The sequence below is a fragment of the Methylophaga sp. UBA2496 genome (assembly GCF_002341635.1).
Lineage (GTDB): Bacteria > Pseudomonadota > Gammaproteobacteria > Nitrosococcales > Methylophagaceae > Methylophaga.
In genome coordinates, this window is sequence record NZ_DDOK01000004.1 from 212,779 (window position 1) to 225,223 (window position 12,445).

15 protein-coding genes are annotated in these 12,445 nt (G+C 46.0%); 4 read left to right on the forward strand and 11 right to left on the reverse strand.

Going from position 1 to position 12,445, the window contains the following annotated elements:
- Positions 1-37 precede the first annotated feature (37 nt).
- From B2W60_RS04165 to B2W60_RS04175, 3 genes are all read left to right on the forward strand, one after another.
- Positions 38-2,263 carry a TonB-dependent receptor plug domain-containing protein gene (locus tag B2W60_RS04165; protein ID WP_292362480.1) on the forward strand — a complete coding sequence of 742 codons (2,226 nt, stop codon included), beginning with the start codon at positions 38-40 and terminating at the stop codon, positions 2,261-2,263.
- 349 nt (positions 2,264-2,612) lie between these two features.
- On the forward strand, positions 2,613-2,948 hold the full coding sequence (locus B2W60_RS04170; RefSeq protein ID WP_292362479.1) for an ArsR/SmtB family transcription factor: 336 nt from the start codon (positions 2,613-2,615) through the stop codon (positions 2,946-2,948).
- Positions 2,949-2,963: 15 nt separating this feature from the next.
- Positions 2,964-3,311 (forward strand): hypothetical protein, encoded by a 348-nt coding sequence (locus B2W60_RS04175; protein WP_292362478.1) that lies wholly within the window; start codon positions 2,964-2,966, stop codon positions 3,309-3,311.
- 75 nt (positions 3,312-3,386) lie between these two features.
- On the opposite strand, the gene B2W60_RS04180 is transcribed toward B2W60_RS04175, so the two are convergent.
- Both B2W60_RS04180 and B2W60_RS04185 read right to left on the reverse strand, forming a co-directional pair.
- Positions 3,387-3,737 (reverse strand): VOC family protein, encoded by a 351-nt coding sequence (locus B2W60_RS04180; RefSeq protein WP_292362477.1) that lies wholly within the window; start codon positions 3,735-3,737, stop codon positions 3,387-3,389.
- Between the two features lie 20 nt (positions 3,738-3,757).
- Positions 3,758-4,177 (reverse strand): cysteine peptidase family C39 domain-containing protein, encoded by a 420-nt coding sequence (locus tag B2W60_RS04185; RefSeq protein WP_292362476.1) that lies wholly within the window; start codon positions 4,175-4,177, stop codon positions 3,758-3,760.
- 116 nt (positions 4,178-4,293) lie between these two features.
- Between B2W60_RS04185 and B2W60_RS04190 the strand changes: the two genes are divergently transcribed.
- Complete coding sequence (locus tag B2W60_RS04190; RefSeq protein ID WP_292362475.1) at positions 4,294-5,616, forward strand: MFS transporter; 1,323 nt, start codon at positions 4,294-4,296, stop codon at positions 5,614-5,616.
- A 35-nt stretch (positions 5,617-5,651) separates the two neighbouring features.
- Here the strand turns inward: B2W60_RS04190 and B2W60_RS04195 are convergent, their stop codons facing one another.
- The 9 genes from B2W60_RS04195 to B2W60_RS04235 form a co-directional block, all read right to left on the reverse strand.
- Entirely contained in the window at positions 5,652-6,428 is a 777-nt protein-coding gene (locus B2W60_RS04195) for a zinc-dependent peptidase (RefSeq protein ID WP_292362474.1), read from the reverse strand.
- Positions 6,429-6,569: 141 nt separating this feature from the next.
- Entirely contained in the window at positions 6,570-7,154 is a 585-nt protein-coding gene (locus tag B2W60_RS04200) for a GNAT family N-acetyltransferase (RefSeq protein ID WP_292363960.1), read from the reverse strand.
- A 236-nt stretch (positions 7,155-7,390) separates the two neighbouring features.
- The gene (locus tag B2W60_RS04205) at positions 7,391-7,753 is read right to left on the reverse strand and encodes a DoxX family protein (protein WP_292362472.1); all 363 of its coding nucleotides are present in this window, start codon (positions 7,751-7,753) and stop codon (positions 7,391-7,393) included.
- An 87-nt stretch (positions 7,754-7,840) separates the two neighbouring features.
- Positions 7,841-8,149, reverse strand: a complete 309-nt coding sequence (locus tag B2W60_RS04210) for a hypothetical protein (protein WP_292362471.1) — start codon at positions 8,147-8,149, stop codon at positions 7,841-7,843.
- Between the two features lie 179 nt (positions 8,150-8,328).
- Positions 8,329-9,000 (reverse strand): MFS transporter permease, encoded by a 672-nt coding sequence (locus tag B2W60_RS04215; protein WP_292362470.1) that lies wholly within the window; start codon positions 8,998-9,000, stop codon positions 8,329-8,331.
- Positions 8,997-9,929 (reverse strand): aldo/keto reductase, encoded by a 933-nt coding sequence (locus B2W60_RS04220; RefSeq protein ID WP_292362469.1) that lies wholly within the window; start codon positions 9,927-9,929, stop codon positions 8,997-8,999. The genes B2W60_RS04215 and B2W60_RS04220 overlap by 4 nt, the downstream gene beginning before the upstream one ends.
- Positions 9,930-10,058: 129 nt before the next feature.
- Positions 10,059-10,493, reverse strand: coding sequence for a hypothetical protein (locus B2W60_RS04225; protein WP_292362468.1), 435 nt, complete (start codon positions 10,491-10,493; stop codon positions 10,059-10,061).
- Between the two features lies 1 nt (position 10,494).
- The gene (locus B2W60_RS04230; RefSeq protein ID WP_292362467.1) at positions 10,495-11,394 is read right to left on the reverse strand and encodes a lipid kinase; all 900 of its coding nucleotides are present in this window, start codon (positions 11,392-11,394) and stop codon (positions 10,495-10,497) included.
- A gap of 185 nt (positions 11,395-11,579) precedes the next feature.
- Positions 11,580-12,200 carry a DUF7424 family protein gene (locus B2W60_RS04235; protein WP_292362466.1) on the reverse strand — a complete coding sequence of 207 codons (621 nt, stop codon included), beginning with the start codon at positions 12,198-12,200 and terminating at the stop codon, positions 11,580-11,582.
- Positions 12,201-12,445 lie beyond the last annotated feature (245 nt).

The following is a 12,445-nucleotide window of genomic DNA, read 5'->3' on the forward strand; positions in this document are numbered from 1 at the left end:
TTCTTGGTTTAACTTTTTAAACCGGAACCACAGCACCATGAAAAAACGTCTTTCTCCCTTAGCCATGATGATTTTGACCGGACTGGCAAGCGCTCCTTTGTATGCCGCCCATGAACACGATGATGAGATGCTGGACAGAGTGACGGTCACAGCTGCTTCTGTTCCAACGGTGGACAGCACAACATTGAGCGAAAATGACATCAGTGCTCAACGTGCTTATAAAAGTGATACCGCCGCATTTCTCAATGATGTGGCGGGCATGTCGATGTATTCAGGTGGTGGCGTCGCTGGACTGCCGTTTATGCGTGGCTTTGCTGATGATCGCCTGCGTATAAAGGTTGATGGCATGGATTTGATTTCAGCCTGTGCCAATCATATGAATCCGCCCCTCTCCTATCTTGCTCCCTCGCGTGTTTCAGAGATTCAGGTTTATTCCGGTATTGCCCCGGTCAGCTTGGGTGGTGACAGTATCGGTGGCACCATTATCGCCAAGTCAAAACAACCGGAATTTGCAGCAGATGGCCAGACTATCACCAAAGGTGAAATTGGCAGTTACTATCGGAGTAATGGCGATGCCCGCGGTGGTCATCTCTCCACCACGCTGGCATCAGAAGACTTTAGTATCACTTATACCGGCTCAACCGCTAAAGCGAATAACTATAATGCTGGTGGCAATTTCAAACAGGCGGGAAATGCTGCCACCGACGGCCGTTCTTTGGATGCAGATGAAGTCGGATCCTCTGCTTATGAAAGCCGGAATCATGCGATTGATTTCGCTTATAAACTGGATAATCACCAACTGCAGCTTAAATTTGCCCATCAGGATATCCCCTATCAGGGCTGGCCAAATCAACGTATGGATATGACCGAAAACCGCAGCAATCAAATCAACCTGATCTACAACGGCATGTTTGACTGGGGCTCACTGGAAACCTCGCTTTACCGTGAAAAAACCCATCACAAAATGCAGTTTGGTGATGACAAACAGTTTCTCTATGGCTCAGGAATGATGATCGCCAATGGTATGCCAATGGAAACCGAAGGTGATAACCGCGGCCTATCGGTTAAAGCCGAAATCAATGCCAATCAACGCGATCTGTTCCGTGTAGGAACAGAATTACAACGCTATCGTCTGGATGATTTCTGGGAAGCATCCGGTGGCATGATGATGGCTCCGAATACCTTCTGGAATATCAATAATGGTGAGCGGGATCGCTATGGTGTATTTGCTGAATGGGAAGCCGCCTGGAACAGCCAGTGGACTACCGTCGCGGGCATACGCCATGAAACCGTCAAGATGAATACCGATGAGGTACAAGGCTACAACACCAATATGATGATGTATCAGGCGGCGGCGGATGCGTTTAATGCCAGTGACCGTGATATCACCGATCATAATATTGATGCGACCTTGCTGGCGCGATTCAAACCTTCGGCTACCCACGATTATGAATTCGGCTACGCCCAGAAAACCCGTTCGCCCAACTTATACGAGCGCTTTGCCTGGTCAACCAACGGCATGGCGATGCGTATGGTCAATCTGGTCGGAGATGGCAATGGCTATGTGGGCAATGTTGATCTGGATCCTGAAATCGCCCATACCTTGAGCTTCACCGCCAATTTCCATGATGCGAAACAACATGACTGGCATGTGTCACTGACACCTTATATTTCCTATGTCGATGATTTTATTGATGCAGAACGCTGCAGCACAGGCGGTGGCGCTTGTACGGCAGCCAATCTCACAACCGATAATGATTTTGTTTATCTTCAATACCAGAATGTCTCAGCCAAACTCTATGGTATGGATGTATCAGGTTTCAAAACGCTTTATCAGTCAGAAAAATGGGGACAAATCACCGGAACTGCCACCCTCAGTTATGTAAGAGGTAAAAACCGTGATACCGGCGATGATCTTTATAACATCATGCCGCTGAACTCCACCTTATCGCTGGAGCACAGCAAAAACGGCTGGCGTAATAATGTCGAATGGGTGCTGGTCGCTGGCAAAGACAAGGTCAACAACGAACGCAACGAAATCGAAACCGCCGGTTATGGTCTGGTCAATCTGCGAACCAGTTATGAATGGAAACAGGCGCGCGTCGATTTTGGTATGGAAAACGTCTTTGACCGACTCTACAGTCACCCACTTTCCGGTGCGTATGTAGGTCAGGGTGCCACCATGAACACATCGGTTCCATGGGGTGTGACGGTGCCTGGCATGGGCAGATCAGTTTATGCGGGTTTGACGTTGAAATTCTGATTTTTAACAAGCTGGAAGCAGATCAATAAAGCTAAAAATGTGACCTGCTAAACAAATATTTTCACCCATAAAACAAGGGGGCAATCACTGCCCCCACCTTTGTGTTTATTTTTATGCTCTCAGCCATTTAGCACTATGCGAATCAGGCTAAAGCTCGTTCTAAAGCTCTGCATGTAAACGTATCCGTTCTCTCCTGCCATAGCTCTATTAAAATTAATTCCCCCCAAAAAGCTAACTTTCTCAATGAGGGAAAACTCTCCATCCTCTGTTGAAAAATGGAGGTTAGATCTTGCATTGATAGATTATTCGACCTAAAGTTATGACAGTCCATAGAATATTGGAATATCAAGTGCAGTCATGTAGTGAAGAACATCAGCAACGCAATTGCAGCAGCAACGAACCCAGTGTTCAGCAACTGGAACGCACTGCTGCATTGTTCAAGGCATTAGGTGATCCATCGCGACTGACTCTTTTGTATCGTTTACGGCAAGGTGAACTCTGCGTAGGCGATTTGGTCACCACTGAAAACAAGCTATCTACCGTCTCAGCCCGTTTACAAACATTACTGAATGCGAATCTGGTGACCCGGAGACGGGATGCCCGACATCTTTATTACCGACTAGCTGATCAGCATGTTGTTGAAATGATAGAAAACGCCCTTGCACATGCCAACGAAAGTAACTGATTTAAGGAGATTGACATGAGTTGTAACGTTCATCAAAACCACTCGCACAAACACGGCCCTGACTGCGGCCATACCCAAATTGAACATAATGGCCATACCGATTTTTTACATGATGGGCACTTGCATCACGTGCACGAAGCGCATATTGATGAGCATAAAATTGAAGTGACAGCGAAAAACCCGGATGACTGCACGCCGCATCATGAATGTGCCGGTCACGATCCGGATCACGTTCACGGCCCGGATTGTGGACATGAAGCTGTACCACACGGCGATCACACCGATTATCTGGTCAATGGTCATCTTCACCATCCACATGGCGATCATTGTGATGACCACGGCCCTGTTAAGGTGCTCAGCTAGATCCAAACAAGTGTTTTTATGACTCGTTCCCATGCTCCGCGTGGGAACGCCCCTGTCTGAATAGCTGCAAGAACTCTATTCAGACCAAACCGCATATTCATTACCATTAGGATCGGTGAAATGAAACCGACGCCCTCCGGGGAATGAAAAGATATCCTGAATAATTTGACCACCAGCGTTTTTGACTTTCTCGACCGTGTTTTCCAACTCTGAACTATAAAACACAACCAATATACTTCCGTTCTCAGTTGTCGCTACTTTGTCAGATTTAAAAAATCCCCCATCCAGCCCGGCATCCTCAATGGCGACATACTCAGGGCCATAATCCACAAACGACCAGTCAAATGCGTCACTGAAGAATTGCTTTGTCACGTCGAGATTTCGCGAAGGCATTTCAAGGTAATTAATTTTTCCGGTTTGTTTCATGATTTTGTCCAGATAATTGATTATGAACTCGTATTCTTTACCTCAATAAACCACTTGGGCTGCATGGCATCAAAGTCATTCCTGGTATTCCATGGTAGGTAGCTTGCTGAATCCAGTACCACGGCTTGGCCATTATCACGTTTGAAAACCACCCAGTGCCAGAAGTTTTTGCCATTTTCCTGATGATATTTGATAGCCAATAAGGCTAAATCCGGCAATTTATCCCAAGCCTCGAAAGGAATTTCATCAGCAGAAGTTTCAACTCCGCTCCGGCTTAACATCTGCCTGACATACTGCGTATCAGACCAAAGTGATTGGTCTTCAGCATAAATTCCCATTGCGTTGGCAATAGCCTTGATTTCTAAATACGTCTTGCCCAAGATATTGGCCACTGCAGCAATGCCACATCCTGATGTTTCTTCCTGTATTACTGGCTTCAAACGTTATTACTCCTCGCTTTTTATAGCAGTGTAATCAATTTCTATTTAGCTTGTGTAAATCGCCTTCGGGTTCATTGATGATATAGTCGGCTTTTTTTCCAACATACGAAATGACGATGAGCCAACCACGCGCTGACAAAAAGGAAATTTTCGGCTGGGCAATGTTCGATTTTGCCAATCAGGCCTACACATTGCTGATTATCACCGTGGTGTTTGGCGATTTATTTACCCGGGTGATTGTCGGTGATGCCGAAAATGCCTATCGGCTTGGCAATCTATTGTGGAGTCTGTCACTGGCAGCGGGTTATTTACTGGTGGTGTTGACGGCACCGTTTTTCGGCGCGGTGATGGATCTGACCGCCCGGCGCAAACGGTTTTTGTTTATCAGCTATCTGGTTACCGTCATCGCCACGGCGCTGCTGTATTTTGTCGCCCCCGGTTACATTCTGCTCGGCATGTTGCTGATAGTAATTTCCAATTATGCCTACTCCATTGGTGAATCGTTTATTGCCAGCTTTTTACCGGATCTTGGTCCGCCGGAAGATCTGGGCAAAATCTCGGGTTTTGGTTGGGCCCTGGGTTATGTAGGCGGTTTGGTCGCTACCGGACTGGCTTTGTTGTTTCTGGGTGAAGTCAGCCTGGAAAATTTTCAAAATGTACGCTGGGTTGGACCTTTTGCAGCGGGCTTTTTCCTGCTGGCAGCAATTCCGACCTTTGTGCTACTGAAAGAACGTGGCAAATCAAGTCACACGATAGAGAGCAGTATCTGGCGTCAGGGCTGGCAACGGCTGGAAGGCAGTCTCAAACATCTGCGTGGTTATCAGGACTTGAGTATCTTTTTGCTGTCGGCTTTGTTTGCCATGTCAGGCATTTATATCATTATCGCTTTTACCTTTATCTACGGTGCACAGGTAGTGCAGTGGGATGAAAAAATGCGGGTACTCACCTTTATCACAGTGCAAGTGACGGCCACACTGGGAGCCATATTTTTTGGCTGGGCCGAAGATCGGCGCGGCAGTCAGTTTACCTATCAATTCACCCTGCTGTTCTGGATTGGCGCGGTGTTGCTGATCTGGCAAACACCTAATATAACTGACGGTATTAATTCGCTGGGGTATCAGGCCGAACGGCAGGATATTTTTCTGGTAGTCGCAGTGGCAGCTGGTTTATGTCTGGGTGCCACACAATCGGCCAGCCGTGCAATTGTTGGCAAATTAACCCCATTGCCCAGAGCAGCCGAATTCTTTGGTTTCTGGGGGTTATCTCATAAACTGGCCGCCATCATTGGTCTAGTCGGTGTCGGCCTGATGCAGGCGCTGGTCGGTTTACAGAATGCGATTTTGCTGTGTGCCGTGTTTTTTGCACTGGCATTTCTTGTCTGCCTTAAAGTGAATTTATCACGTGGGCAGATCAAGGCAGGACAATATCCGCGGGACTGATGTTCAATTGATAAGAGCGGCTTTGCCTGAGCAGCTTAATCCAATGGTACTGGCTGCTGACGATAAAACTGGCATAACAGCCGATAGACTTTGGGCATTTCCTGTTTCATGGTTTTGGGTGCCTCAAAAAAAGCCTCACTGCACACGGCAAAAAATTCTGCCGGACTGGTCAGTGCATAGTCATCAATCGGTAACGAGCGATGATGCTGAAGATCATTTTCCAATCTATCCCACGCCGCTGTAAAAATATCGTGCCATTTACCGGGTCGCATATCGGGATGCATCGGCGGCGCACCATTGGCCCCATCACGCAGCATATCCAGCTTATGTGCCAACTCGTGAATCACCACATTACTGGCTTTACCATGGCGGGTATCGCCGCCACTTTCGCTAATCGCCTGCCACGATAAAATTACTGGTCCCTGTTCCCAGGCTTCGCCACTCAGGCCGGGGCTTCTTGGATGAACCACTCCATCATCTGTGCGATAAGGACGATTCGGCACAAAATCCCCCTCATAAAGAATAATCGTTTGCCAGTGGTCATACCAATGAAGCCCAAGATGCAGAATGGGCACACAGGCCATAGTCGCAAGTTTGAGACACATCGCATCCGTAAATTGAAATTCGGCCCCCGAAAGCACGGTTTTACGAGCAAGCAAACGAAAGGTCAGCTTTCGCAACGCCTCACGCTCCGCACCATGATAACGCTCCATAACCGACCAGTCAGCAACTGCAGACTCCCACTGCTCTGCAGTAAACCCCATCTTTTTAATCTTTCGGGCTTCACGCCAGTCACGCAATTGCTTAAACATGTTTATCGCACCATTTCCAATTACAACAAGACTCCCCCTCGGCTCAGCAATAAATAAGCCCGGATATTTGATATCAGATTACTAGGGTCTGTTGATCTTTGTCATTGGGCGAGGAATTTTATTCGACAAATATCTGCACTATCAATGCGGTAACCGCAACATTGGAATCATCGTAGGAGATGAACCACACTGGATTTCACCCAAAGCTTCAAATCCGTGGCGCTGATACAACGAAATATTCCTCGGGTTTGATGACTCGAGGTAAGCCTGACAGCCATCCTTATCGCATTGCTCGAGCGCATGTTTCATCAAAGATGAGCCATGCCCCTTTCCATGATGTGTCGGATCGACAGCTATCAAGGGTAAATACCAGTGAGGCACATCTGGACGGAAATCGCCCATTTGCTCTAAGACCATGAACACTTCCTGCTGCTGAGGCCCGGCAACGGTGCTTTCAATCAGTAAGCCTAATTTTTCTTCATCCGGATGTGTATCAGGCGGTAGCCATAATGCTGCCCCTCGCTGGTCATGCGTAATATGTGCACTGCGCTGCACAAAAGCCCCGCCTCCAAATGCATGTATAAGTTCGGGCATATTGGCAAGATAAAGACTTGGGTCGGGCCATGTCCATCGCACCATCGGGTCCATTGCAAATGCCAGAATGATGGTGTTGATGATGACAGGTTCATCGGCCGGTGTGGCTGTTCGTATAGTATTGTTCATCATAGAATTCCTGGTGGGTTAAGAAATTCGAACAAATATGAAAACCACTGATCGGGCTTATTTAGCCCGGATATTCACTCTATTACACCATGCTTCCCTTACGTTACTTAAATTGGCTTATACCAGAGTTACAATCACGATTTTCAAGGGCGTCTACTTAAGTATTTACTGTATAGACGAATTGGAGAACCATAATTCTACATTGGCGGCTGAATATTTGGCGTCAGAGTCAGCATATTTCACTTGATTAAAAATGACAGTGAGACACTTTCCCGCCATTGCCAGGCCATCCAGCCTGCCAACAACATGATTGCCAAAGCAACCATCATCATGCCCCACTCGGCATGCAAAACATGCGTCACGACCGGTCCAATCATAAACAGGCTCAGCCCAGCAGCTGCCAGTGCCCGCACGGGTTTAATCAGTAATACCACGGCCCCTGAAACTTCAATAAAACCAGTAAGGTACATAAACCACAGTGGATATCCCCAACGCTCAAAGGCCTGAATCTCAAACGCCAAACCAGCTAATTTTGCCGCACCAGACAGGAAAAAAATGGCTGCCAGAATCACAAATCCATATTTAGTGAAAAAATTCATCATAAAAACTCCTTAAGCAAGATATAGCTCAAAGACAAATGAAATCGCAGACTGTTACAGAGAACATGTTAAACACGTCAGAGACGTGAATTACTCAAGGTCTTCATTTGCAGGGATTTGATAACGTACGTTACCGTCAGCATAGCGTTTGCCAATCAGACGAATAGGGCTATCCAGGTCGGGTACTTTCTGGCTGACCAACAGCCTTGTTTTGTCACCATTTTCAATTTCCACCAGCATGGTGGTGAGTTGGCCTTCAGTTATTTCAACCACTGTCCCATCAACATAAAAGGTTTCAAGTTCAGGGTGTGGTCTTATTAGCCAGGCAGACAACAATGCCACAGCCAGGATGATCAAAATAAAAATGCCGCGGTTACGCAGATAGTTGTTCGTATACATGCTGTTGCTCCGTCAATCATCAGCTTGAAAGTCATATTAATCCATTACCACAATCATCGAGGATTGATATTTTCACCAAGACCAGACCCAACTCAAGTTTGCGTTTTCTTTCTGCTCACAGGCATTTAACGAAAGCCTGTTGAGACTTTCGCTTCAAACTATTTAATTAATCCGCCAGTTTAAACAAACCGACTTTCAGCACTTTTCCAAATCAGCCCGATCAGTCCTGTTGCCACTATGGTAAACAGTGCAATAGCTCCCGGCGTACCCAATACCCATAAGGTCAGACCAGAAATTAATAACCAGAATGCCGGTATGATGGCGATCAGCCACAACCCCCATCCCCTGAACATAATCAATGCAAGTCCCAGCGTGGTTACGGCAGTCGGATCAGCATGGATACCAAACACTTCGGCCTGTAGCCAGGATCCACCCATGAGTGGCGCCATAAACGGCAAGCCAATCAATCCCGCCAAGGCAATCGCTATACCAATAACAGCCGCTGGCTTTTTGCGCGAAACATTGTCAAATCCCAGACCGGTGAGTGCAACCAATAACAACAGGATGGTCTGGGCGAAAAAAACATAGCCAATATAGCCACCTGCCCAGTTGAGCTCGGCATAATGTTGTATAAAAAATGCATACCCTACAAACGCCCAGACAGGCGCGATCAAAAGACAAACTAATCGGGAGTAATTTTTGAATGCCAGCCAAACAGCTGTCACCCCTAGCATCAGTGTCAGCAGATGCAGTGGCCAGAAACTTTCACTCATGCGTTCAAGCAAGCGAAAATAGATATCGGCAGTAAAGGGAATAAAATCGTGAAGATCGTAGCTGGTCCAGCTGTTCATAGCGCCTCGATATAACGCGCCATCTTTTGTCTGGTGCTGGCCGAAGGCATCGGGTCAAGACCGGCACGCATATTTTCACGAAGATGCTCTACCTTGCTTGTCGCGGGAATGGCGCAGGTCATGGCCGGGTGACTGACAATAAACTTCAACAGAAACTCTGCCCAGGTCGTCGAGCCACATTCCGCCTCTGCCCATTCGGGCAGTGGCGCGTCACGGCGCTTCAAACCCTGAATCAGACTGCCGCCATTAAAGGGTCGGTTGGCGATCACCGCAATGCCTTTTTCTTCTGCCAAAGGCAGCAGCCGTTTTTCTGCCTTACGCTGGGCTATATTGTAGGTAAGCTGAATAAAGTCGATGTCTTCAGAAGCCATGATCTGTTCGAACTCTGTGTGACGACGACCATGCGATGTGGTAATGCCGATATGGCCAATTCTGCCTTCAGCTTTCATTTCACGCAGCGCCGCCAGGTGTTCCCGCCAGTCTGTCAGATTATGAACTTGCACCAGATCGAAATAACCGACCTGCCAGCGTGCTTTCAAATCAGCAACCTGTTCGTGAGCTGAACCACCGGCCGGGCTCCAGACTTTTTCGGCTGAGAACAAACTGTCAGGAATACCAAGCTGCTGCAATGCATGGCCCATTACATCCGGTGCAGAACCATACATCGGCGAAGAATCAATCATGCCACCGCCAAGCTCAAAAAAAGTTCTTACCACTTCGGCCCGGGCATCGAGCAACTTTGAATCACTGCCGACATTAAAAGTACGCCAGGTGCCCATACCAATGACCGGCAGCTTTTTATCACCCGAATAGCGTTTTTGAAGCAGCTCATTGCCGGCAGCAAAAATCGGCATGGGAGGCAATATGGAAACGGCCAGACCGGCACCGATCAACTTGAGACTCTGTCTGCGAGTGAAGCGTTTGTTCATGGTAAGCGCTCCTTAGAATTCAATTAAGCTGGTCAAAGATGGACAGTTTTCACTTTAATCATAGGAAAGAGGACAAGCGTCTTGGTAAAAAGTTGATTCACAATCTATTTGGCGGACAGCTGATATTGCTTAATTATTTAATATGAGTTGTTTTGTCTCAGCGAGATGCTTGTACAGAGAATCAAGTAATTTTTTGAATTCTGTCGACTGTTCTGCTAATGCCGTATTGTTGATTAGTTCAGCCAGCACTTCATCTTTTTTAAGACATTTATCTAAAATCGCCTGGGTGGAATCAGCAGAAAACAAATTGGTCATCCTGCCACCAAGCTCATCAACCCATTCTTTATCGGAATCGGGTGTCGCTGGAAGTTCATGCAACTGTTTAACGACTTTTCGAAACGACTCTATATACGACTCCCGTTGTTTGGCAATGTCAAAAAGCGGATGATTCACATTTTCTTCCGTTAATAACTCACCCATTGCCCGGTAAAAGTCGGCTGTTTCGATGATTAATTTTAAAATCTCCAGAGCATCGGCCTGGTCATCAGTACGTATTATCAACATATCAAACTGTTCCTGAGGTGGCTGTTGGCATATCGCCAACAATGGCTTCGATGGCTTTAGGGATAACGTCAAATTCTGCGGGCGTTGTTGTTTTAGCTTCACCATCGGCTTCCAACGCTTTTGGTTTAGTGGTCTGAATACTGAACTTTTCAGCGGTTTTACGGACTATGCGGTCAGTCGTATGCAAATCACCGTTACGTAATTGAGGTCCGAGCAACAAAAGCTGCCACCATCGTTGTGGCTTGATAAAAAACAAATTCAGCTGTCCATCCAGCAACGTTGATCGTTGATCAACGATATTCCCGCCACCATAAAACCGACCATTGCCTATTGCCAGATGAATGGCCTTGGTGGAGCACTGCCAGTCATCTGCTTTGATGTGAACTTTAAAGCTTTTGTTACGCTTAATTGCTCTTAAAAATGCGCCAAGATACGCGAACACACCAAAGAACTTCTTGCTATCCGAGGTAAGCTCGCGTGTTACATCAACCCCTAAACCTACGTGAGCCACATTAATAAAAGCCTGTTTATTGACTTTACCTAAACTGATGCGTTCGCGCCTGCCATCAACGATGACCTGTGCAGCGGATAACAGATCCTCCGGGACACCAATGGATCGGGCAAGATCATTTGCCGTTCCCATTGGGAAAATAGCCAATGTGCGTTGACAGGTATAGATAGCATCCAAAGCGGAGCTGATGGTTCCATCACCACCGGCCAGAATAATGATTCCGTCTTCTCGTTCATACGCTTCAATGAGCGAAATCAAATGGGCTTCGCTTTCAGACTCATAAACGCAGACCTCAATGCCTGAGGCTTCAAGCAATTGTACGGCCTCTTCCAATGCCTCAGCTTGCCCATTTCGGCTATGCGGATTAATAATTAACAATGCGTGCTGCAAGTATTTTTCTCTTGTTAAGAGCTTAGCTTAATACGACGATAAAACGCTGTCAGAAAACAATAAGTACCATATGGAATTAGCGACAGCATTAATCGAGATTAACAAGGTATCAAAGGGGAGCGTGTAATCAGCTTGGATGGCCCCTTGATTTTCATTGATTTGAATTTTTATTCTTGACCTAGATATCACTGATACTCAAGTATTACTACTTGATGATCGGTTAGTAGCTGATCAATGGAGACATCAGAAAGGGATATTTTGATAGTTGCATCTTTTTTGAAGGTACCTGTGCCAATTGTGTATGGATGATCCTGTAAATATGCAGATATAACTTTAATATCAAATTCTTCATTAGTTTTTAAATTTATTTCAATGTAATAATCGTTAGAAACATAGGAACGACTATTTTCATCTTCCAACCTTTTAACAAAATCTTCTTTCGCAGCCATACCCATTAAAGTGAATTCATTGCTTACAAGATTCAAATCAGTAACAGGCGAGCGAGAGTCTTTTATAATTGCAACGGGTATTTTGAAATGAGCCCATGTGTCCATTTTTTGAGTAAAACATTCAACGTATTCTGCACCTTTAAACAATTGCGGTGTTTTTGCTTTAGCGTTGACTAATGAATCAGATTCTCTGCGTGAATCTTCATAATCATTGCAGGATGGTATTTCAAGATACAAGCTGGCTGTTAAATTTTCGGGGGTTTCATTTCTGAGCTGATCGGTTGAAACATCAATAACGGTGTCTACTTTGCATGCCGAAAGGATTAAAAAAATAGGTAATAAAATCGTTTTTTTCATTGTGTCGTTTTCCTTCCCAAAGTTTTTAAATTTAAGGTCAGATTAACACTATGTTTTCACTGCTTCATTCTGTTTGAATAAATTTGATTTCATAATCAAGCTGGCTGACACCTTGATTTCCCCTTGATTTCCCTTGATTTTGCATAATCAAGCTGGCTGACACCTTGATTTTCACGTTAGTTTTTGCTCTGCTCCTAAATATCTCTGGTGGCAACTATGGAAATAATGTTTTGATACATGGCTTA